The 20,199-nt window shown below is 62.1% G+C and carries 24 protein-coding genes; 8 read left to right on the plus strand and 16 right to left on the minus strand.

From position 1 onward, the window contains the following. Positions 1-10: 10 nt before the first annotated feature. Both AB4048_RS21225 and AB4048_RS21230 read left to right on the plus strand, forming a co-directional pair. Positions 11-625 (plus strand): GNAT family N-acetyltransferase, encoded by a 615-nt coding sequence (locus AB4048_RS21225; RefSeq protein WP_442203968.1) that lies wholly within the window; start codon positions 11-13, stop codon positions 623-625. Beyond that, on the plus strand, positions 622-3,531 hold the full coding sequence (locus AB4048_RS21230) for an EAL domain-containing protein (RefSeq protein WP_442203969.1): 2,910 nt from the start codon (positions 622-624) through the stop codon (positions 3,529-3,531). Before AB4048_RS21225 ends, AB4048_RS21230 begins: the two co-directional genes overlap by 4 nt. Before the next feature lie 23 nt (positions 3,532-3,554). On the opposite strand, the gene AB4048_RS21235 is transcribed toward AB4048_RS21230, so the two are convergent. After that, on the minus strand, positions 3,555-4,160 hold the full coding sequence (locus AB4048_RS21235) for a YqgE/AlgH family protein (RefSeq protein WP_442203970.1): 606 nt from the start codon (positions 4,158-4,160) through the stop codon (positions 3,555-3,557). A 145-nt stretch (positions 4,161-4,305) separates the two neighbouring features. Between AB4048_RS21235 and AB4048_RS21240 the strand changes: the two genes are divergently transcribed. Then, entirely contained in the window at positions 4,306-5,142 is an 837-nt protein-coding gene (locus AB4048_RS21240) for a protein-disulfide reductase DsbD domain-containing protein (protein ID WP_442203971.1), read from the plus strand. A 69-nt stretch (positions 5,143-5,211) separates the two neighbouring features. Beyond that, the gene (locus AB4048_RS21245) at positions 5,212-5,697 is read left to right on the plus strand and encodes a peroxiredoxin (RefSeq protein WP_442203972.1); all 486 of its coding nucleotides are present in this window, start codon (positions 5,212-5,214) and stop codon (positions 5,695-5,697) included. Between the two features lie 55 nt (positions 5,698-5,752). Here the strand turns inward: AB4048_RS21245 and AB4048_RS21250 are convergent, their stop codons facing one another. The 9 genes from AB4048_RS21250 to AB4048_RS21290 form a co-directional block, all read right to left on the minus strand. Continuing rightward, on the minus strand, positions 5,753-6,061 hold the full coding sequence (locus tag AB4048_RS21250) for a type II toxin-antitoxin system RelE/ParE family toxin (protein ID WP_442203973.1): 309 nt from the start codon (positions 6,059-6,061) through the stop codon (positions 5,753-5,755). A gap of 1 nt (position 6,062) precedes the next feature. Then, a complete protein-coding gene (locus AB4048_RS21255) occupies positions 6,063-6,308 on the minus strand; it encodes a type II toxin-antitoxin system ParD family antitoxin (protein WP_442203974.1) in 246 nt (81 codons plus the stop codon). A gap of 84 nt (positions 6,309-6,392) precedes the next feature. Further along, on the minus strand, positions 6,393-6,701 hold the full coding sequence (locus AB4048_RS21260; protein ID WP_442203975.1) for a Dabb family protein: 309 nt from the start codon (positions 6,699-6,701) through the stop codon (positions 6,393-6,395). Between the two features lie 95 nt (positions 6,702-6,796). Next, positions 6,797-7,237 carry a ribonuclease HI gene (gene rnhA / locus AB4048_RS21265; RefSeq protein WP_442203976.1) on the minus strand — a complete coding sequence of 147 codons (441 nt, stop codon included), beginning with the start codon at positions 7,235-7,237 and terminating at the stop codon, positions 6,797-6,799. Further along, on the minus strand, positions 7,234-8,202 hold the full coding sequence (locus AB4048_RS21270; RefSeq protein ID WP_442203977.1) for a homoserine kinase: 969 nt from the start codon (positions 8,200-8,202) through the stop codon (positions 7,234-7,236). Before AB4048_RS21270 ends, rnhA begins: the two co-directional genes overlap by 4 nt. Before the next feature lie 67 nt (positions 8,203-8,269). After that, positions 8,270-9,277, minus strand: coding sequence for a 4-hydroxy-3-methylbut-2-enyl diphosphate reductase (gene ispH, locus AB4048_RS21275; RefSeq protein ID WP_442203978.1), 1,008 nt, complete (start codon positions 9,275-9,277; stop codon positions 8,270-8,272). Positions 9,278-9,279: 2 nt separating this feature from the next. Further along, on the minus strand, positions 9,280-9,639 hold the full coding sequence (locus tag AB4048_RS21280) for a DUF1304 domain-containing protein (protein ID WP_442203991.1): 360 nt from the start codon (positions 9,637-9,639) through the stop codon (positions 9,280-9,282). 42 nt (positions 9,640-9,681) lie between these two features. Further along, positions 9,682-10,452 (minus strand): SURF1 family protein, encoded by a 771-nt coding sequence (locus AB4048_RS21285; RefSeq protein ID WP_442203979.1) that lies wholly within the window; start codon positions 10,450-10,452, stop codon positions 9,682-9,684. After that, positions 10,421-10,804, minus strand: coding sequence for a DUF983 domain-containing protein (locus AB4048_RS21290; protein WP_442203980.1), 384 nt, complete (start codon positions 10,802-10,804; stop codon positions 10,421-10,423). Before AB4048_RS21290 ends, AB4048_RS21285 begins: the two co-directional genes overlap by 32 nt. 116 nt (positions 10,805-10,920) lie before the next feature. On the opposite strand from AB4048_RS21290, the gene AB4048_RS21295 reads away from it, so the two are divergent. Further along, a complete protein-coding gene (locus tag AB4048_RS21295; RefSeq protein WP_442203981.1) occupies positions 10,921-11,568 on the plus strand; it encodes a chloramphenicol phosphotransferase CPT family protein in 648 nt (215 codons plus the stop codon). Between the two features lie 63 nt (positions 11,569-11,631). Here AB4048_RS21295 and AB4048_RS21300 read toward each other — a convergent pair whose 3' ends face one another. From AB4048_RS21300 to coxB, 6 genes are all read right to left on the minus strand, one after another. Beyond that, the gene (locus AB4048_RS21300; RefSeq protein ID WP_442203982.1) at positions 11,632-12,504 is read right to left on the minus strand and encodes a cytochrome c oxidase subunit 3; all 873 of its coding nucleotides are present in this window, start codon (positions 12,502-12,504) and stop codon (positions 11,632-11,634) included. A gap of 63 nt (positions 12,505-12,567) precedes the next feature. Next, on the minus strand, positions 12,568-13,110 hold the full coding sequence (locus tag AB4048_RS21305) for a cytochrome c oxidase assembly protein (protein WP_442203992.1): 543 nt from the start codon (positions 13,108-13,110) through the stop codon (positions 12,568-12,570). Between the two features lie 72 nt (positions 13,111-13,182). Beyond that, positions 13,183-13,320 (minus strand): hypothetical protein, encoded by a 138-nt coding sequence (locus tag AB4048_RS21310; protein ID WP_442203983.1) that lies wholly within the window; start codon positions 13,318-13,320, stop codon positions 13,183-13,185. Continuing rightward, positions 13,320-14,276: a heme o synthase gene (locus AB4048_RS21315; RefSeq protein WP_442203984.1), complete on the minus strand. Its 957-nt coding sequence runs from the start codon at positions 14,274-14,276 to the stop codon at positions 13,320-13,322. The genes AB4048_RS21310 and AB4048_RS21315 overlap by 1 nt, the downstream gene beginning before the upstream one ends. A 64-nt stretch (positions 14,277-14,340) precedes the next feature. Then, positions 14,341-16,047, minus strand: a complete 1,707-nt coding sequence (gene ctaD / locus AB4048_RS21320; protein WP_442203985.1) for a cytochrome c oxidase subunit I — start codon at positions 16,045-16,047, stop codon at positions 14,341-14,343. A gap of 17 nt (positions 16,048-16,064) precedes the next feature. Next, positions 16,065-16,958 carry a cytochrome c oxidase subunit II gene (coxB, locus tag AB4048_RS21325; protein ID WP_442203986.1) on the minus strand — a complete coding sequence of 298 codons (894 nt, stop codon included), beginning with the start codon at positions 16,956-16,958 and terminating at the stop codon, positions 16,065-16,067. Positions 16,959-17,292: 334 nt separating this feature from the next. Here coxB and AB4048_RS21330 point away from each other — a divergent pair, with 334 nt between their 5' ends. The 3 genes from AB4048_RS21330 to AB4048_RS21340 all read left to right on the plus strand — a co-directional run bounded on the left by AB4048_RS21330 (position 17,293) and on the right by AB4048_RS21340 (position 19,929). Beyond that, entirely contained in the window at positions 17,293-17,913 is a 621-nt protein-coding gene (locus tag AB4048_RS21330) for an invasion associated locus B family protein (protein ID WP_442203987.1), read from the plus strand. A gap of 92 nt (positions 17,914-18,005) precedes the next feature. Further along, positions 18,006-19,421 carry a metalloprotease TldD gene (gene tldD, locus AB4048_RS21335; RefSeq protein ID WP_442203988.1) on the plus strand — a complete coding sequence of 472 codons (1,416 nt, stop codon included), beginning with the start codon at positions 18,006-18,008 and terminating at the stop codon, positions 19,419-19,421. A 16-nt stretch (positions 19,422-19,437) separates the two neighbouring features. Beyond that, the gene (locus tag AB4048_RS21340) at positions 19,438-19,929 is read left to right on the plus strand and encodes a GNAT family N-acetyltransferase (protein WP_442203989.1); all 492 of its coding nucleotides are present in this window, start codon (positions 19,438-19,440) and stop codon (positions 19,927-19,929) included. Positions 19,930-20,199: the final 270 nt, after the last annotated feature.

Below are 20,199 nucleotides of genomic sequence, written 5' to 3' on the forward strand. Positions count from 1 at the left end.
TGTTGGACGAATGACAAAGTCGGTTTTTCGGTTCCTGTCACGGCAGCCGGACACAATCGAGCTTGAAAACGCCGACTATATGCTGCGCCTGGCCCGCTTTTCCGATTTCAGCCAATGGCATCGGCTGAGAGCTGAAAGCCGTCGCTTCCTGGAGCCTTGGGAGCCGACGTGGCGCCATGACGAACTGACCGAAGGCGCCTTTCGCACCCGCGTCATTCGCGGCAAGCAGGAGTACAACTCCGGCCAGGCCATTCCGCTGTTTATTTTCAGCAAGCGGAACCGCGCGCTGCTCGGCGGCCTGACGATCGGCTATATCCGCCGCGGCGCCGCGCAAAGCTGCATGATCGGCTACTGGATGGGCGAGCGCTATTCCGGTCAGGGTCATATGTTCGCCTCACTTCAGTTGGTTATACCCTACATCTTTTCGGTCCTTGAGTTGCACCGTATTGAAGCAGCTTGTATTCCGGAGAACGAGCGGAGCATGCGGCTCCTGGAGAAGGCGGGTTTCCACCGGGAAGGCTATTTGCGCGGATATTTGAAAATCAACGGTCAGTGGCGTGACCATGTCATGTTCTCCCGGCTGGCGTGCGACGCCGGCCCGTCGATGAATTCCGGGTCAAGATGATCCTCCAGCGCCTGTCGTCATTGGCCGAACGGCTTGCCGGCGCCATAGTCGCATTCTTGGCGGCAGCGCTGTTTTGCGCCATTTGCGGAACCGCGCACGCCACCGAACCGGTGAAGATCTCCCGCGACGATACCGCGCTTGATCTCACCGCCACGACCGAAATCTACGCCAACCAGGGCGAGGCCTTCCAGGTTCCGACCGCCGCCGGCGCCGACGGCATCCGACGCCGCATCGAGGTTCGCGCCAGCTCACCCAACCATCAGGGCGACTGGGCGGTCTTTGCGCTCGCCAACGTCTCCGAAGAGCAGCTCGAACGCGTCATTGTCGCTCCGCATTTCAGACTGGTGAATTCCAAGATCTTCTGGCCCGACCTCGGCTCGCAGCGCATCATCGCGATCACGCCGAGCGAAGGCTTCGCGCTCGACCGGCAGCCAAGCGACGAAGCGGACGTTTTCCGCATCACCATCAATCCGGGCTCGGTCATCACCTTCGTCGCCGAGCTCTCATCGCCGGATCTGCCGCAGATCTACCTCTGGGAGCCGAACGCCTACAAGGACACCGTCAACGCGTTCACGCTTTATCGGGGTATCGTGCTGGGCATCGCCGGCCTGCTTGCGGTGTTTCTCACCATCCTTTTCGTGGTCAAGGGCACTTCGATGCTGCCGGCGACCGCAGCGCTGGCCTGGGCGGTGCTCGGCTATGTCTGCGTCGATTTCGGTTTTCTCGGAAAGCTGATCAGCATCACCTCCAGCGACCAGAGGGTGTGGCGCGCCTGCGCGGAGGTGGCGCTCGCGTCGAGCCTGGTGATCTTCCTCTTCACCTATCTCAACCTCAACCGCTGGCACGCGCATCTCGGCTACGTGACGCTCGCCTGGGTGCTGGGCCTGGCGCTCCTCTTCGGCGTTGCCATCTACGATCCGTCGATCGCCGCCGGCATCGCACGCATTTCGCTGGCGCTGACCGCGACAGCCGGCCTGCTCCTGATCGTCTATCTCGGCTTTAACCGATACGACCGCGCCATCCTCCTGGTCCCCGCCTGGGTGCTGATCCTGGTCTGGCTGTTCGGAGCCTGGATGACGATCACCGGCAAGCTCGACAACGACATCATCCAGCCGGCGCTGGGCGGCGGTCTCGTCCTGATCGTGCTCCTGATCGGCTTTACCGTGATGCAGCACGCCTTTTCCGGCGGCGCCTTTCAGCAGGGATTGTTTTCCGATCTGGAGCGGCGGTCGCTGGCGCTGACGGGCTCCGGCGACACGGTCTGGGATTGGGATGTGGCGCGCGACCGCGTGGTCACCACACCAGACATCTCGCATCGGCTCGGCCTCTCGCCCGGCACCATGCACGGCCCCGCACGCAACTGGCTGCCGCGACTGCACCCCGACGATCGCGACCGCTTCCGCGCGACGCTCGACGTTCTGCTCGAACATCGTCGCGGCCGGCTCAATCACGAGTTCCGCATCCGCGCCGAGGATGGTCACTTCCACTGGCTGGCGATCCGCGCGCGGCCGGTGCTCGGCTCCGACGGTGAAATCATCCGTTGCGTCGGCACGGTGGTCGACATCACCGAACAGAAGAACTCGATCGAACGGCTGCTGCACGACGCGCTGCACGACAACCTGACCGGCCTGCCGAACCGCCAGGTCTTCCTCGACCGGCTGCAGTCGGTTTTGACGTTGGCTCCGGGTGGCGATCTGGTGCGTCCGACGGTCATGGTCATCGACATCGACCGCTACAAGCTCGTCAACGATGCCCTCGGCGTCGCTGCCGGCGACAACATTCTGATCGCCTTGACACGCCGGCTGCGCCGCCTCCTGAAACCGCAGGACACGCTGGCACGCCTTTCCGGCGACCTGTTCGGGCTGATCCTCGTGTCCGAGCGCGACCCGGTCAAGGTTGCTGACTTCGCTGATGCGGTCAGCAAGGCGATCACGGTGCCGATCAACTTCGCCAACCGGGAAATCATCCTCACGGCTTCGATCGGGCTGGCTTCGTGGGTCGATCAGCAGGAGAACGCGGCCGGGCTGATGAATGACGCCGAGCTCGCCATGTATCGCGCCAAGCGCGCCGGCGGCAATCGCGTCGAGCCTTTCAGCCCGAGCTTGCGCAGCTTCGGCACTGACCGGCTGCAGATCGAAACGGACTTGCGCCGCGCCGTCGAGCGCAAGGAACTCTCCATGGTCTATCAGCCGATCATCCGGCTCGAAGACGCGGAAGTGGCGGGCTTCGAGGCGCTGATGCGCTGGGAGCATCCGAAACGCGGCAGCATCCCGCCTTCCGAATTCATCCCGATCGCCGAGACCTCGGATCTGATCGGTCCGCTCGGTATGTTTGCGCTGGAGCAGGCGACCGGCGACCTGGTGAGCTGGCAGCATCATACCGGCGAACTGCCGCTGTTCGTCTCCATCAATCTTTCGAGTGTCCAGCTTCTCAACAACGACCTCTACGACGACATCCGCGCACTCTTGGCCAAGACCCATTGCGATCCGAGCCGCATCAAGCTCGAATTGACCGAGTCGATGGTAATGGAGAATCCGGAGCAGGCGCGGCTGGTGCTCGCCAAACTCCGCGGCACGGGCCTCGGCCTTGCGCTTGACGACTTCGGCACGGGCTATTCGTCGATCTCGTATCTAACCCGCTTCCCCTTCGACACGATCAAGCTCGACAAGTCGCTAGTGCGCGACGAGAGCGACAAGAAGGCCGTGCTCCTGCGCTCGGTGATCTCGATGGCGCGCGAACTCGACATGAAGGTCGTGGCTGAAGGCATCGAATCGGAAGAGGATGCCGTGGAACTCGCCAAGATGGGCTGCACTTACGGGCAGAGCTTCCTTTTCGGCCCGCCGATGAGCGCGGAATCGGTTCTGCGACTGCTTAAGGAACGCTTTCCTCTAACAAAGCGTGCGTAATCCGACTTTGGCGTCGAGCCCCGTCAGGCGTGACCGGCTTCCATCGACAGCATGGCGGGCGTGACCCCCATCAGGGCGAGCACCCGGTCATACTTGTCGTCGAGGCTGCGGTCGAAGATCAATTCGTCGTTGGCGGGGCAATTCAGCCAACCGTTGTTGCCGATTTCAGTTTCGAGCTGCCCTGCCCCCCATCCGGCATAGCCGAGAAGCATGGTCGCGCGACGTGGCCCGCCGCCCTTGGAAATGGCGCGCACGATGTCGAGCGTTGCTGTCAGGCTGATCTCGTCGCTGACGGGAATGCTGGAATCGCTGGTATAGTCGTCGCTGTGCAGAACGAAGCCGCGCCCGCTTTCAACCGGTCCACCGGTTTGGATCGGGAACTCGCGCGCCACACGCGGCAAAACGATCGCGTCGTCGTCCTGGATCATGTCCAGATGCATCAGCACATCCGTAAAGGTCAGCGCCTGGGGACGGTTGATGACGAAACCCATGGCGCCGGCATCCGAATGGGCGCAAATGTAAATCACGGTGCGCGCAAAATTCCGATCTTCCATACCCGGCATGGCGATCAGAAACTGGCCGTCGAGAAACCCTCGCTCACGTCTGTTCTTCAGAGTCGAAAGAGACATCGGGTCCTCCTGACTGACTGGGCGCTGCGCTAGGCTCCCATATTAGGAAACATGGGCCAATGTTACTGATCAATCAACTAAAAATGACTAGGAATTTTCGCAGGCATTCTGGCGGTATGCGCTCTTGTTCGGTAAGCCTTTGTCGATGATCACGAATTTTCTTCGGCACATGGCGCTGTCGCTCCTGTTACTTGCCGCCGCTTTGGCGGCGAGCTCGCCGGCCGATGCCGCCATGAGCGACTGGGCCGTCAACGAAGGCGGACGCATGCGGCTCGTTGCACTTTCGCCGGATGTGGACGGTAGACTGCGGGCCGCGCTGGAGATCGAACCGCATCAAGGGTGGATCACCTATTGGCGCGAGCCCGGCCAAAGCGGCATCCCGCCGCAGATCACCGTTCAGCCCGGCAGCAACGTGACACTTGAAAACGTGGGCTATCCCGTGCCGCAGCCGATCGCCATCGGTAGCATCCGCGAGATCGGCTACAAGGACCGCGTGGCGCTCCCAATCGATTTCAAGATTACCGACGTCGACAAGCCGACGACGCTCAAGGTCTCGGCCTTCATCGGCTTGTGCAAGGACATCTGCATCCCATTTCAGGCCGACTTCTCGCTGTCGCTGCCGGCCGAAAGCCAGTTCCTGCCGGAGGAGCAGGGTGTCGTTGCCGCGGCCGAGGCTTCGCTGCCTCGTCCCCCCTCCGCCGATTTCGCCCTCGACCGCCACGCGCTTTCGCCGGACGGAAAACGCCTCGCGCTCCGCTTCACCCTGCCGGAGGCGGGCAGCGCGATACCGGCGGTCTACGTCACCGGGCCGTCCGGCTATGCCTTCTTCGAACAGGCAAACAGCCGGCGCGACGGCCGGACCTTCGAGACGGAAATCGTCCTCGGCAAACTGCCTGGCGGCTATGATCTCCATGGCAAGCAATGGAGCGTTCTCGTGGTGGACGGCACGCACGCGATGGAAACCCGGCTTGCCTTCGACTGACGAGGGTCTATAGAGTTTTCGCACACGCTTCAGCGCTGCCGCTGATATCAACGCATGAGGAGAAGACCCATGACCATCGCTGTCGGCGATACGCTGCCTGCCGCCACCTTCAAGGAAAAGACCGCTGAAGGGCCGGTCGAGATTTCGACCGAGCAGCTGTTCAAGGGCAAGCGCGTCGTGCTCTTCGCAGTGCCGGGTGCCTTTACGCCCACCTGCTCGCTCAATCACCTGCCGGGGTATCTCGAAAACCGCGACGCCTTTCTCGCCAAGGGCGTCGACGACATTGCGGTCGTTGCCGTCAACGACTGGCACGTCATGGGCGCTTGGGCCCAATCCTCCGGCGGCATGGGCAAGATCCACTTTCTTGCCGATTGGAACGCCGCCTTCACCAAGGCGCTCGGCCTCGACGCCGACCTCTCCGGAGGTGGGCTCGGCGTGCGCTCCAAGCGCTACTCGATGCTGGTGGAAGACGGCGTCGTGAAGACGCTGAACGTCGAGGAAAATCCCGGCCAGGCAACGGTCTCGGCGGCCGCGGCAATGATCGAGCAGCTTTGATCGCCTGGACAATCCACAGAATTCGAAGGGGCGTCCACGGCGCCCCCTTCGAATTTCACTCCTCACCCTCGAAGTGCTGACCGATATCGCGATGACCTTCGAATATGCGAACGACTACCAAGATATCATCGATATAGCGATAGATAATCAAGTAGCCTTGGAACGCCGAACTGCGGATGCCTTCTCCAAGTTCAGGCCTTGGGCGCCCCATATGGCCCGGTAGCGCGGAAAGATTGCTGCATTTACTTAGCAGCCGTTCCGCAAAACGTCGTCCACTGCTGACGCTGCCGGTTTCCGCGGCGATGAAAGCCATGATCTCGGTGATGTCGCGCTTGGCAGCTCTCAGATAGCGGAGACGCGCCAAATCAGCGGCCTTCCCTGGTAAGCGCTGATTCCACCTCGTCCAGCGCTGCCGTCATCTCTTCTTCGGTCACGTATCCGCCCTCAGCAACTGCCTCGGCAATTTCCCGGCGCAAGGCAATAAGCTTCGCCTCACGCTCCTCGACAAGCCTCAGGCCTTCGCGCACCACCTCGCTTGCCGAGCCGTAGCGTCCAGCTTCGACAGCTTTCTCGACGAATTCTTCCCAGCGCTTGCCGATCGAGACGTTCATGGCGGTTCTCCTGCTATCCCAGAAAAAATAGCAGATAACAAAAAATGCGCAATGAATGGCATCGGAGCTGCGCGAGGCGCCCGGTCAAATATTCAGGTCGAACACCAGTAGGCCGGCAAGGCCGCCGTCAGTGGAGGAGACGATGCGCTCGCCAACGGCCACGTGTTCGGGATGAATGAGATAGGCGTCGCGGGCGTCCACGCTTTCGAACGTTACGGCAAAGCCATCGACGAAGCCGCCATGCAGACCCTCGGGCGAGACATTCGGCCCGTATTTGACATCAAGGATGCCGGGTATGACCTCTTTCAGCGCCACGATTGCCTGAAAGAGCGACTGTTTTTCTTCCGGCGTCATCGCCGCCTTCAAGCGCAGGAAAACGCAGTGCAGGATCATTCGCCCCTCCCTTTGATGTTTTTGGGCAGCATAGTGAGAATGCAGCCGCGGACAAGACGAAAAGCCGCGTCAACGAAGGACAGGCCGCGCGGCCCTCACCGCCGCTTGAACGGTTCCATGCCGATGCGGGCCAGTTCGTCGGCACGTTCGTTTTCGGGGTGGCCGGCGTGGCCCTTGACCCAGTGCAGCGTCACCTGGTGGCGGTTGCGCGCCGCCTCCAGCGCCTGCCAGAGCTCGGCATTCTTCACCGGCTTCTTGTCGGCGGTCTTCCAGCCGTTTTTCTTCCAGCCGAAGATCCACTTGGAGATGCCGTCCATGACGTATTTGCTGTCGGTGTAGAGATCGACCTCGCAGGGTGTCTTCAACGCCGTGAGCGCCGAGATCGCCGCCATCAGCTCCATACGGTTGTTGGTCGTCTCCGCCTCGCCGCCGGACATTTCCTTTTCGACGTCGCCGTAACGCAGCACCGCCCCCCAGCCGCCGGGACCGGGATTGCCCGAGCAGGCGCCGTCCGTGAAGATATCGACGTGCTTCATATCAGCGACAGCCCGTAAGCCGCGGGCGAGCCGACAGCGCGATGATGGCGCAGCTTGCGCAGATATTCGAGCGGATCCTTCTTGGTGACCAGCGCATCGGCCGGCGTCGTCAGCCAATCATAGAGCCGCGTCAGGAAGAAGCGCAGCGCCGAGCCGCGCGACAGGATGGGCAGCGCCTCGATCTCCTCGGCGCTCAGCGGACGAACGCTCTGATAGCCGGCGAGCATCGCCGTGCCCTTGGTGATGTTGTAGGAGCCGTCCCGTTCGAAACACCAGGCGTTGAGGCAGATCGAGACGTCGTAGGCCAACAGGTCGTTGCAGGCGAAATAGAAGTCGATCAGGCCCGACAGCGTATCTGCGAGGAAGAAGACGTTGTCCGGGAAGAGATCGGCATGAATGACGCCGGCCGGCAAATCCTTCGGCCAGTGCGCCTCGAGATGGGCGAGTTCGCCGCGAATTTCCTCCGACAAGCCCTGTTCGACCTCGTCGGCGCGGGCCTCGGACTTGTCCCAGAGCTGGTGCCAGCCATCGAGCGACAGCGCATTCGGCCGCTTGATCTCAAACCCCTCGCCGGCGACGTGCATGGCGGCCAATGCCTCTCCGACAGCGCGGCAATGCTGTGCCTCGGGCTTGCGCAGCCACATGCCTTCAAGGAAGGAAATCAGCGCCGCCGGCCGGCCGGAGAGTTCTCCGAGCAATGCGCCGTCGCGACGCGGCAGCGGCAACGGGCAGCTGAGGCCGCGGCCAGCCAGATGCTGCATGAGGCCTAGGAAAAACGGCAGATCGCCCTTTTCGACCCGCTTTTCATAGAGCGTCAGGATCAGCGGATCCCGCGTCGTGTGCAGCAGGAAATTCGAGTTCTCAACCCCCTCGGCGATACCCTTGTAGGAGGTGAGTTCGCCGGTGTCGTACGCGGCCAGGAAGCGCTTGAGATCGTCTTCGGTAATGTCGGTGTAAACTGCCAAGGCGGGCTCTCACTGAGGTCGTGGGGTGGCGGCGTTGCGGCGGTAGGCGGAGTGAACCGCCCTTACCTCATTCGCCATTGACGAAGGCCATGTCGGCGGCTGTCAGCTCGATGGAGCGCAGCTCGCGGTTGACGAGGAAGTTTTCCGTTTCCTTGACCGTTTCGGCGAGCTCGACGCGCGCGTCATAGCGGGCGCGGAACGCCTCGATGATTTCGTTGACGATGACCTCAGGCGCGGACGCGCCTGCCGACAGGCCAAGCGTTGCGATATCGCCGATGGTCTCCCAGTCGATCTCCGCGGCACGCTGGACGAGAATGGACTTCTGCGCGCCGCCTCGCAGCGCCACCTCGACGAGGCGCTTGGAGTTTGACGAATTCGGCGCGCCGACGATGATGAAGAGATCGCAGCCGGGAGCGGCTTGCTTCACCACTTCCTGGCGGTTGGTCGTGGCGTAGCAGATCGAATCGGCGGCGGGTGCGGTGAGGTTAGGAAAGCGCTCCTGAAGCCGCGCGATGACGCCGGCCGTATCGTCGACCGAGAGCGTCGTCTGCGTGACAAAGCCGAGATTGTCGGGATCGACCGGCTGGTAGGCGTCGGCATCCTCGACCGTCTCGATCAGCGAGACAGAACCCTCCGGCAGCTGCCCCATCGTCCCGATCACTTCGGGGTGGCCGGCATGGCCGATGAGCACCACATGGCGCCCGAGCCTGTTGTGGCGCATCGCCTGCTTGTGCACTTTCGAGACCAGCGGGCAGGTCGCGTCGAGATAGAAGAGATTGCGCATGTCCGCATCCGCCGGCACCGACTTCGGCACGCCATGGGCCGAAAAGACGACCGGCTGGGCGCGGTGTTCGGCGGGAATTTCGTCGAGTTCCTCGACGAAGATCGCGCCCTTGGCTTCGAGGCCTTCCACGACGTAGCGGTTGTGGACGATCTCATGGCGGACATAGACCGGAGCGCCATAGGCCTTCAGCGCCAGCACGACGATCTGGATCGCGCGGTCGACGCCTGCGCAAAAACCGCGCGGGCCGCAGAGACGGATGGTGAGCGGGCTTTTCGCCGCAATGGAGACCATGATCAGAACGCCAGCAAGGTGAATACGAGGGCAACGATTGCCGGACCGCCCTGCACCAGAAGGATGCGCGGCTTCACCGACAACGCGCCATATATAGCGGCAAGGATGACGCACACAAGGAAGAACAGCTTGAGCTGAAAGGCAAAGCCCACATCCGGCTGGACGAGCGACCACACCAGGCCGGCGGCGAGAAAGCCGTTGTAGAGCCCCTGGTTGGCCGCGAGCACCCGCGTGGCCTCGGCATGTTCCGGACGCATGCGGAACGTCTTCAGCCCGGCGGGCTTGGTCCAGAAAAACATTTCAAGCACCAGAAAACCGGCATGAAGGAGCGCGGTCAGCACCACGAACAGATTCGCAAAGATCACGCTTCTCCCCAATCCGATACGGCACCGGCGCCCACAGATTTACACCTTCCGCCGGAACATGAAGACGCCGGCAACGGCAACGAGTGTCGCGGCCAGTCCGTACCAGGTCAGCGCATATTGCAGGTGGTTGTTCGGGAGGTCGATCAGCGTAACGCCGCCGATCGGCATTCCCTTCGGATTGGGCTTGTCGCCGGCGTCGATGAAGAACGGAAGCACCTTGTTTCTCGCCAGGCCATCGCTCGCGATCATCGCATCGAGATCCTTCCAGTAGAAGATGTTCTTGACGATGTCGTTGTCGGGAACGACGAAGGAGGGCTTGCCCGCAAGCCGCGCGCGCGCAAGCCCGGTGACCGCCTGCTCGCCGGTCAGCTGGCCCTGCATGCGCATCTCCGGTTCCTTGTTGTCATAGGGAACGAAGCCGCGATTGACGAAGACGAAACGCCCATCCGCAAGTTCGAGCGGCGTATAGACATGGAAGCCGGGCGCGCCGTCATAGGTCGCGAAGAAATGCCGCTCCTTATTGTTGACGAAACGGCCGGTCACGGTGACCGCGCGGTAGTCGATGTCGCCGCCGGCGGCCACGATTTTCTCGATGTCGGCAAGCGGCACGGGAGGTGCCGTGCGGCGCGCGGTGATGTCGGCGAGCAGCGCTTCCTTCCAATGCAGGCGCTCGACCTGCCAGGTGCCGAGCGACAGCAACGAGGCAAGGGCGACCAGAAGAAGGACGATCTTTGCAGCCTGGCGGAGGGAGCCTTTGGCGCGGGCGGGCATGGCGGCCTCAGTCACGGTCGATCTGCCCCTGGCTGGCATTGTTGCGGAACTGCAGGGCAATCAGGATACCCTTGCACCAGCGGAGCGATAGTAGCGACAGCACGATCGTCAGCGGCGCGAACAGAAGAATATGCAGCCAGATCGGCGGGCCATAATTCACCTGCAGCCAGAGCACCGAACCGATCACGATGAAGCCGACGATCAGGATGACAAAAACCGCCGGCCCGTCGCCGGCATCGGCAAAGGAATAGTCCAGCCCGCAGGCGGCGCAGCGCGGCTTCACCGTCAGCAGCCCGTCGAATAGCCGGCCCTCGCCGCAGCGCGGGCAACAGCCTTTCAGACCTGCCCTGACCGGATCGACCGGCGCGAAATGTGCCCTATCTTCGTTCATCAACGTCCCTACTGCCACAACACACCCATAATCTATTCGCAGGAGGGAGAGCAACGGCTAAGGCGTCGCACGCTTCAGCCGGTGATTCGCAGGTTTCAGAATGGAAGAGAACAACCATGAGCTCAGACAGCCACACCGGACAGGTCATCATCCTGAATGGTCCGCCGCGCTCCGGAAAATCGACGATAGCCAAGCTGATACAGGCTGAATTCGAGGGACCCTGGATGAACTTCGGCATGGACACCTACCTCCATGCAACGCCCGAGCGCTATCGCCCCGGGATTGGCTTGCCGCCGGGCGCCGGGCGGGAGGATCTCGAGGAATTCGTTCCCCTCTTCTACGCAGCGCTCTACGAATCGATCGCCATGCACTGCGCCTTCGGTCTGAACGTCGTTGCCGAATTGGCTCACCACGACGACTATTCGCGCCCGCTCGGCATACTTTCGGATTGCGCGCGGCGCCTGGAAGAACTGCCGGTGCTCTTCGTCGGCGTGCGTTGTCCGATCGACGTGATCAAGGAGCGCCTGCCGACGGGACAGAACGGGGCAGCGGCGGAAATCGCCGGCGATCCGGCCCGTTGGCAGGAGGCGGTGCACACGCCCGGTATCTATGACGTCGAAGTCGACACCGCGCGGATGAGCCTGGCCGAATGCGTGGCGGCGATCCGCGAGCGCCTGGAAGCGGGCGTTGCGAGCCCGAGCGCCTTCGAGCAGCTGGCGGAGCGCCATCTCGTGCCCGTCGCCGCAGACAGCTACGATCTATAGGCATGCAGAAAAAAAGCGGGCGTCAAAGACGCCCGCTTGCATTTCAGGTCTCTACAGCAGCCGTCAGGCGACCGGAGCGCCCCAGCCGCCCCAGATGTAGATGCAGAAGAACAGGAACAGCCAGACGACGTCGACGAAGTGCCAGTACCAGGCTGCCGCTTCGAAGCCGAAATGCTGTTTCGGCGTGAAGTCGCCGCGCAGCGCGCGCAGCAGGCAGACGAGCAGGAAGATCGTGCCGATCAGAACGTGGAAGCCGTGGAAGCCGGTCGCCATGAAGAAGGTCGCGCCGTAGATCGAGTTCTTGAACGCGAAGGGGGCGTGGATGTACTCGTATGCCTGGACGCTGGAGAACAGCATGCCGAGGAGCACGGTGATCACCAGGCCCTGGATCATGCCGCGGCGATCGTTGTGCAGCAGCGCGTGGTGCGCCCAGGTGACCGTCGTGCCCGAGAGCAAAAGAATGATCGTGTTGTAGAGCGGCAGGTGCCAGGGATCGAGGACCTCGATGCCCTTCGGCGGCCACTGGCCGCCGGTGAAGGCGACACGCGACGCCTGGATCGCCTCATTCGGGAACAGGCTGGCGTCGAAATAGGCCCAGAACCAGGCGACGAAGAACATCACCTCGGAAGCGATGAACATGATCATGCCGTAGCGCAGGTGCAGCGAAACGACCCGCGTGTGAGCCCCCTCGTGCGCCTCCTTGACCGTGTCGGACCACCAGCCGTACATGACGTAGAGGATGAGCGCGAGGCCGATGAAGAACAGCCACGGACCGGCAAATTCGATGCCGAACAGTTTTAGCGAACCGGCATGCAGATAGCGCATGAAACCGACGCCACCGAAGGTGATGACGAAGGCGCCGATGGCAGCCAGGAAAGGCCACGGACTCGGATCGATAATGTGGTAGTCGTGATTTTTCTGATGCGCATCGGCCATATCAGCGGGTCCCCGAATTACTATTCCCATTTCGCTTCCGGCTGAGCCGAAAAGCCAACTCCATTAAAGCTTCTTCTCCACGCCCTTCGTTGCGTTCGAAGCGACCGGCTTGGCGCCCTCACGCGGGTAGAAGGTGTAGGAAAGGGTGAGCGTCCCGATATCCTTGGTCTCTTCGGCCTTGGTGATATCGGGATCGACGTAGAAAACCACCGACATGTCGCGCTTTTCCCCCGGCGCCAGATCGGTTTCGTTGAAGCAGAAACACTGCACCTTATTGAAATAGGCGCCTGCTTCCACAGGAGAGACGTTGAAAATCGCCTGCCCGCGTGTCGCTTCGTTCGACTTGTTCTCGATGTGGAACTTGACCTCGATCGTCTCGCCGATCTTCGGGTCCACTTCACGCTGCAGCGGCTTGAATTCCCAAAGCAGGCCGGATGCCACATTGGCGTCGAAGGTGACGCGGATCGGCTTGTCGAGAACGACGCTCGATGCCTGCTCGACGCGCTGCGTCGTGCCGTTGAAGCCCGTGACATTGCAAAAGAGCGTGTAGAGCGGCACGGCGGCCGCCGTCATCGCGCCCATGCCGACGACGAAGCTCAGGCACATGGCGACGACCAGACCGTTGTTACGGCCTGCCTTCCTCGCCTTGTCTGCGGTTTCTTCGGTCAAGCGCGTTCCTCACATATTTCCGGTGCCGACCTTGATGATCGTCATCGCATAGAAGAGAACGACCAGACCGGCCAGCGCCCAGCCGAGGGCGATGTTGCGGCCGCGGCGCGACTTCTTCTGTGCTTCCGTGGGCGTGATGAGTTCCATTAGAACACTCCCTGAACCGCCGGGATGAGAACGGCTGCGAGCCGGTCGAGCATCAATGCGGAGAAAATGGCAAAGAGATAAAAGATCGAAAACGCGAACATCTTCTTCGCCGGTACCATCTTCTTGTCGCCGTCCGGCATCCGCCAGACGGCGATGGAACAGTATATGAAGACGGCGCCGAGGAGGCCGGCGACGATGCCGTAGCCAATGCTCGCAAAGCCCATGACGGCGGGAGCGACGGCGATGGCGGCGGTCAGCACGGCGTAGGCGACGATCTGGCGCTTGGTTGTCGGAATGCCCGCCACGTTCGGCAGCATCGGCACGCCGACGGCCTCGTAGTCACCCATCTTGAACAGCGCGAGCGCCCAGAAATGCGCCGGCGTCCAAAGGAAGATGATGAGGAAGAGGACAATGCTCTCGACCGGAACGGTACCGGTGACACAGGCCCAGCCGATCATCGGGGGAAACGCGCCGGCGGCACCGCCGATGACGATGTTCTGCGGCGTCGAGCGCTTCAGCCACATCGTGTAGACGACCGCGTAGAAGAAGATCGTGAAGGCGAGGATCGCGGCTGCAAGCCAATTGACGGCGAGCCCGAGGATCGTCACGGAAAAACAGGACAGCACCAGACCGAAAGCCAGCGCCTCCGACGCCAGGACGCGTCCGGCCGGAATGGGACGACGCGCCGTGCGGGTCATCACCGCGTCGATATCGGCGTCGTACCACATGTTGAGAGCGCCCGACGCACCGGCGCCGACGGCGATACAGAGAATCGATATGAGGCCGATCACCGGATTGATATGGCCCGGCGCAAGCACCAGGCCCGCAAAGGCGGTGAAGACCACCAGCGACATGACGCGTGGCTTCAAGAGTTCGAAATAATCGCGAGCAGCCGCTTCCGACAGGCGCATATCGCCTTCCTTTGTCAGTGCTTCGTGATTGTCGATAACTGCCATTATTCCGTCCAGTCGTTCCATAAGCGGGCGCCGCCTTTCTCGGCGGCGCCCGCCACTCGTTGAATTACTTGATGCGCGGGAGCTGTTCCCACTGATGGAACGGCGGCGGAGAAGACAGCTGCCATTCCAGCGTGGTTGCGCCCTCGCCCCACGGGTTGTCGCCGGCAAGACGCTTCTTCGCGAAGGTATCGTAGACGCCGTAGAGGAAGATCAGCACCGCGACGCCCGAGATGTAGGAGCCGACGGAGGAAACGTAGTTCCAGCCGGCAAAGGCATCCGGGTAGTCGATGTAGCGGCGCGGCATCCCGGCGAGCCCCAGGAAGTGCTGCGGGAAGAACACCATGTTGACGCCGACGAACATGACCCAGAAGTGCAGGTTGCCGATGAACTCGTTGTACATGTAACCGCTCATCTTCGGGAACCAGTAGTACCAGGCAGCGAAGATCGCGAACACGGCGCCGAGCGACAGAACGTAGTGGAAGTGGGCCACGACGTAATAGGTGTCATGCAGCGAACGGTCGAGGCCGGCATTGGCGAGCTGAACGCCCGTGACGCCGCCGACGGTGAAGAGGAAGATGAAGCCGATCGCCCAGAGCAACGGGGTGCGGAAGGAGATCGAGCCGCCCCACATCGTCGCAATCCACGAGAAGATCTTCACGCCCGTCGGGACGGCGATGACCATCGTCGCGAACACGAAGTAGCGCTGCGTGTCGAGCGACAGGCCGACCGTGTACATGTGGTGCGCCCACACGACGAAGCCGACGGCGCCGATCGCGACCATGGCGTAGGCCATGCCGAGGTAACCGAACACCGGCTTGCGCGAGAAGGTGGAAACGATGTGGCTGACGATGCCGAAGCCCGGCAGGATCAAGATGTACACTTCCGGATGACCGAAGAACCAGAACAGGTGCTGGTAGAGGATCGGGTCACCGCCGCCTTCCGGCGCGAAGAAGGTCGTGCCGAAGTTGCGGTCCGTCAGAACCATGGTGATAGCGCCGGCCAGAACCGGCAGCGACAGCAAGAGCAGGAATGCGGTGATCAGCACCGACCAGGCAAACAGCGGCATCTTGTGCAGCGTCATGCCGGGAGCGCGCATGTTGAGGATCGTGGTGATGAAGTTGATCGCACCTAGGATCGACGACGCGCCGGCGACGTGCAGCGCAAAGATCGCCAGATCGACCGCCGGGCCGGGATGACCGACCGCGGAGGAAAGCGGCGGATACATCGTCCAGCCGCCGCCGGCGCCGTAAGCGCCCGCCGGGCCTTCGACGAACATCGAAAGCACGAGCAGCAGGAAGGCCGGCACGATCAGCCAGAACGAGATGTTGTTGAGGCGCGGGAAAGCCATGTCCGGAGCGCCGATCATGATCGGCACCATCCAGTTGGCAAAACCGCCGATCATCGCAGGCATGACCATGAAGAAGATCATGATCAGCGCATGCGCTGTCGTGAACATGTTGAACATCTGCTTGCCGCCGTCGATGGCAGCCTCGGGCGAATAGCCGTACACCATCTGGGCCAGACCGCTAAAGATCTGGATGCCAGGCTCCTGCAATTCCATGCGCATTGCAATCGACAGCGCGCCGCCGACGAGGCCGGCGAAGATCGCGAAGATCAGATAGAGCGTGCCGATGTCCTTGTGGTTCGTCGACAGGAACCAGCGGGTGAAGAAGCTCGGCTTGTGCGAGTGATCGTGGTGGTCGTCATGGGCGTGCGCCCCATGAGCGTGATCATGCGAATGATGATCGTCGTGAGCGGAAGGTCCAGCCATTGTCCCGATCCCTTGCTTTACTTTGCGGCGTTTTCGGCAACGTCGACGGTCTTTTTCGAACCATCGGTGGCGGCCATGAGTGACTTGTATGCGCCCGGAAGGTCCTTCGCGGCGGCTTCAAGCCACTGCTTATACTTGTCTTCGGAAACGATACGGATGGCGATCGGCATGAAACCATGGTCCTTGCCGCAGAGCTCGGAACACTGGCCGTAGAACAGGCCCTCGCGCTCGGCGCGGAACCAGGTCTCGTTCAAGCGGCCCGGCACGGCGTCGACCTTGACTCCGAAAGAGGGCATCGCAAAGGCGTGGATTACGTCGGTCGGAGCGGCGGTTACGAGAACACGCACGGTCTTGTTGACCGGCAGCACCATCTCGTTGTCGACGGCCAGCAGACGCGGATAGACCGACTTGTCTTCCTTGCCGGCGGCGGCACGGTCCTGATCCTTTAGCAGGTAGGAATCGAACGCCAGCGGACTATCGCCGGTATTTTCGTATTCATAGTTCCACTGCCACTGGGTGGCGGTCGCCTTGATGGTGACGTCCGGGTTCTGCGGGAACGTCAGCTGCGCGGTCAGAAGATCGAAGGACGGTACGGCCAGGAGAAGAAGGATGAGAACCGGTCCCACGGTCCAGATCACCTCGATCACCGTGTTGTGGCTCGTCCTTGATGGCACCGGGTTGGCGCTCGCACGGAACTTCACCATGACGACCACGAGCAGCGCCAGCACGATCAGCGTGATCGGCACGATAAACCAGAGCGTATACTGCTCGAACCAGCGGATCTGGCTCATGATCGGCGTCGCCGACGGCTGCAGCCCCATCTGCCACGGCGCTGGCTGATCGGCATAACTGCCGTTCGCGAAAAGCAGACAGGCGGCGGCCGCCATAGCTGCATAGGCCCTCTTAAACACTAGGTCTCTCCCTCAGGCGTTTGATGGATCAACGACAAACGCATAAATCCCGACAAATTATCAGCGCTTCAAACCACAGTTTCACAACGTCCGCAATATTTCACCGCATTTGTTCGTGCGGCATTTTTGCGACAAACTTTATGCGGGCGAGCAAAACATTCCAAGCATTTCATTGCCATACGCAAATTTCCATGGATGACAAAGCGCCTTCGCCTGCAAAATAACGGGCGCGGTCCTATTTCCGCCTTAGTCGATTGTGAATTCAGCGGTCAGGCTTTCAATTTCGGCCCCTCGCAGCAACAATAGCCGCACTGATTCGAATCTAGAGGTATCCATGGGTTTTCGTTCCCTCGCGCGGCTTTGGCTTCTTACGGCAGCAGTTGCCGTGACAGGCATGACGCCTGTTCTCGCCCAGCAGCCCCAGGCCGAGCAACCCCAGGCACAGCAGCCGCAGGCACAGCCGCCTCAGACCCAGCCACCGCAGTCCCAGCCCTCCCCGGCGACGCCGGCACCGACCCAGGCTCCGCCCGGAACCGTCAAGTCGAGCCATGGCGCATGGTCCGTCGTCTGCGACAAGCCTGCCGGTGCGAACGCCGAGCAATGCGCGCTGATGCAGAACGTGATTGCCGAGGATCGCCCGGAAGTCGGTCTTTCCGTCGTCATCCTGAAGACGGCCGACCGCAAGTCGAAGATTCTGCGCGTGCTTGCCCCGCTCGGCGTGCTTCTGCCGAACGGGCTTGGCCTCAACGTCGACGGCAAGGATATCGGCCGCGCTTACTTCGTGCGCTGCTTTGCGGACGGCTGCTATGCCGAAGTGGTGCTTGAGGACGAACTCCTGAAGACGCTTCGCAGCGGCGCGCAGGCCACCTTCATCGTCTTCCAGACCCCCGAGGAAGGAATCGGCATCCCCGTCGACCTCAAGGGATTTGCGGAAGGCTACGACTCTCTGCCCTGACTGATCGCGCACTCCTGATCGGGCATTGGCGCGGCAGGACTTGCTCTTGCCGCAGTGCGGACCTACATCGGCTCTGAACGGAGCACCAATTCATGAACACCGATCTCCTCACCCTTTTCGACGTTGACGAGGCGAAGCTGCGCGACATCGTGTCCGAGACGCTCGCCAATGCCGACGACGGCGAACTCTTCGTCGAATATGCCCAGGCGGAATCGCTGACCTTCGACAACGGCCGCATGAAGGGCGGCAGCTTCAACACCGAACAGGGTTTTGGCCTGCGGGCGGTCGCGGGCGAAGCGGTCGGTTACGCCCACGCGGGCGATCTTTCTGACGCGGCGCTGAGACGCGCGGCCGATGCCGTGCGCGCTGTGACGCATGGCCATTCCGGCTCCTACGCCGCCGCCCCGCAGCGCACCAACAAGAAGCTCTATAGCGACGAGAACCCGATCGGCACGCCGACCTTCGAGGCGAAGGCAAAGCTCCTGGCCGACATCGACGCCTATCTGCGCGACAAGGACCCCAAGGTCCGGCAGGTGACCGCTTCGATCGCCGCCAGCTGGCAGGTCGTCGACATCCTGCGCGCCGACGGACATCGCGTCCGCGACGTGCGTCCCATGACGCGAATCAATATTTCCGTGGTCGTCGGCGACGGCGACCGCCAGGAGGCGGGCTCCTACGGCACCGGTGGCCGTATCGGCTTCGGCGATTTCGTCGCCGCCGACAATTGGCATCTCGGCGCCGACGAGGCGTTGCGGCAGGCGCTGGTCAATCTCGAGGCGATCGATGCGCCGGCCGGGACGATGGATGTAGTGCTCGGCGCCGGCTGGCCGGGCGTCATGCTGCACGAGGCCGTCGGCCACGGGCTCGAAGGCGACTACAACCGCAAGAAGACCTCGGCCTTCGCCGGCCTGATCGGGCAGATTGTTGCGGCACCGGGCGTCACCGTCGTCGACGACGGCACGATTGACAACCGCCGCGGCTCGATCACCATCGATGACGAGGGCACACCCTCGGCGTATAACGTGCTGATCGAAAACGGCCGGCTGGTCGGTTACATGCAGGACCGCCAGAACGCACGGCTGATGGGCATGAAGGCGACCGGCAACGGCCGGCGCCAGGGTTATGCCCACACGCCGATGCCGCGCATGACCAACACCTATATGCTCGGCGGCGACAAGACGCCCGAGGAAATCATCGCCTCCGTCAAGAAGGGCATCTACGCCGTCTCTTTCGGCGGCGGACAAGTGGACATCACGTCCGGCAAATTCGTGTTCGGCTGCACGGAAGCCTACCTCATCGAAAACGGCAAGGTCGGCGCACCGATCAAGGGCGCCATGCTGATCGGCAACGGTCCGGATTCGATGAAGCGTATTTCCATGGTCGGCAACGACATGAAACTCGACACCGGCATCGGCAATTGCGGCAAGGCCGGCCAATGGGTGCCCGTCGGCGTCGGCCAGCCGCATCTGCGCATGGATCAGGTGACGGTCGGCGGCACCAAGGCATAACGGTTCAGGCAACGCCATGAGCGATATCGAAATCAGACCCTACGCCGTCGGTGATGCCGCCGGCGTCGTCGATCTCATTCTGCCGATCCAGCGCGAGGAATTCGGTATCGCAGTCAGCGCCGCCGACCAGCCCGATCTCGCCGCCATCACTACCTTCTATCAGTCCGGCAAGGGCGAGTTCTGGGTGGCTGTAACCGCTGGCGGTATCGTTGGAACGCTCGGCCTCAAGGATATCGGCAACGACCAGGCGGCGCTGCGCAAGATGTTCGTGGCGCCTCAGGTCCGCGGGCGCGAACATGGTGTGGCGGCTTTGTTGCTGGAGCGGCTTATTGCCCATGCCGAGGAGCGCGAAATCAAAGAGGTCTTTCTCGGCACGACCGAAAAGTTTCTCGCCGCGCACCGCTTCTACGAGAAAAACGGTTTCGTCGAGATCCCCAAGGAAACGCTGCCCGCCTCCTTCCCCGTCATGGCCGTGGACGTGAAGTTCTATCGCCGGCGGATCGGATAAGGCGCCGACGCGGTTCCAGAAACGCAAGACGGCGGTATTTGGGCGTCAGACGGCTGACAGGCCCGCCGCCCGCGCTCGGGCCCGTCCCTGATATCTGCAACCGGTTGATTTTATCGAGACCCAGCAGATCCTCGGCACAAGGCCACTGCTGTCCGGTTTAAATTCAGGTCCATTTGAGCACCATCTGTCTGGTGTCGCCTGGCGGGTCTGGCGGAGGCTTGAGGAGGAGGTCGGTGCGGCGGCGGTGCATGAGGTTTGCGCGCACCAGGC

Source organism: Rhizobium sp. RAF56 (assembly GCF_052113965.1).
In the GTDB taxonomy this organism is placed as follows: domain Bacteria; phylum Pseudomonadota; class Alphaproteobacteria; order Rhizobiales; family Rhizobiaceae; genus Rhizobium.

Excerpts from the sequence above, each read along its gene's own strand:
- AB4048_RS21225 (WP_442203968.1), top strand. The coding sequence starts at position 11 with ATGACAAAGTCGGTTTTTCGGTTCCTGTCACGGCAGCCGGACACAATC.
- AB4048_RS21230 (WP_442203969.1), top strand. The coding sequence starts at position 622 with ATGATCCTCCAGCGCCTGTCGTCATTGGCCGAACGGCTTGCCGGCGCC.
- AB4048_RS21235 (WP_442203970.1), bottom strand. The coding sequence starts at position 4,160 with ATGTCTCTTTCGACTCTGAAGAACAGACGTGAGCGAGGGTTTCTCGAC.
- AB4048_RS21240 (WP_442203971.1), top strand. The coding sequence starts at position 4,306 with ATGATCACGAATTTTCTTCGGCACATGGCGCTGTCGCTCCTGTTACTT.
- AB4048_RS21245 (WP_442203972.1), top strand. The coding sequence starts at position 5,212 with ATGACCATCGCTGTCGGCGATACGCTGCCTGCCGCCACCTTCAAGGAA.
- AB4048_RS21255 (WP_442203974.1), bottom strand. The coding sequence starts at position 6,308 with ATGAACGTCTCGATCGGCAAGCGCTGGGAAGAATTCGTCGAGAAAGCT.
- AB4048_RS21260 (WP_442203975.1), bottom strand. The coding sequence starts at position 6,701 with ATGATCCTGCACTGCGTTTTCCTGCGCTTGAAGGCGGCGATGACGCCG.
- rnhA (WP_442203976.1), bottom strand. The coding sequence starts at position 7,237 with ATGAAGCACGTCGATATCTTCACGGACGGCGCCTGCTCGGGCAATCCC.
- ispH (WP_442203978.1), bottom strand. The coding sequence starts at position 9,277 with ATGGTCTCCATTGCGGCGAAAAGCCCGCTCACCATCCGTCTCTGCGGC.
- AB4048_RS21285 (WP_442203979.1), bottom strand. The coding sequence starts at position 10,452 with ATGCCAGCCAGGGGCAGATCGACCGTGACTGAGGCCGCCATGCCCGCC.
- AB4048_RS21290 (WP_442203980.1), bottom strand. The coding sequence starts at position 10,804 with ATGAACGAAGATAGGGCACATTTCGCGCCGGTCGATCCGGTCAGGGCA.
- AB4048_RS21295 (WP_442203981.1), top strand. The coding sequence starts at position 10,921 with ATGAGCTCAGACAGCCACACCGGACAGGTCATCATCCTGAATGGTCCG.
- AB4048_RS21300 (WP_442203982.1), bottom strand. The coding sequence starts at position 12,504 with ATGGCCGATGCGCATCAGAAAAATCACGACTACCACATTATCGATCCG.
- AB4048_RS21305 (WP_442203992.1), bottom strand. The coding sequence starts at position 13,110 with ATGTGCCTGAGCTTCGTCGTCGGCATGGGCGCGATGACGGCGGCCGCC.
- AB4048_RS21310 (WP_442203983.1), bottom strand. The coding sequence starts at position 13,320 with ATGGAACTCATCACGCCCACGGAAGCACAGAAGAAGTCGCGCCGCGGC.
- AB4048_RS21315 (WP_442203984.1), bottom strand. The coding sequence starts at position 14,276 with ATGGCAGTTATCGACAATCACGAAGCACTGACAAAGGAAGGCGATATG.
- ctaD (WP_442203985.1), bottom strand. The coding sequence starts at position 16,047 with ATGGCTGGACCTTCCGCTCACGACGATCATCATTCGCATGATCACGCT.
- AB4048_RS21330 (WP_442203987.1), top strand. The coding sequence starts at position 17,293 with ATGGGTTTTCGTTCCCTCGCGCGGCTTTGGCTTCTTACGGCAGCAGTT.
- tldD (WP_442203988.1), top strand. The coding sequence starts at position 18,006 with ATGAACACCGATCTCCTCACCCTTTTCGACGTTGACGAGGCGAAGCTG.
- AB4048_RS21340 (WP_442203989.1), top strand. The coding sequence starts at position 19,438 with ATGAGCGATATCGAAATCAGACCCTACGCCGTCGGTGATGCCGCCGGC.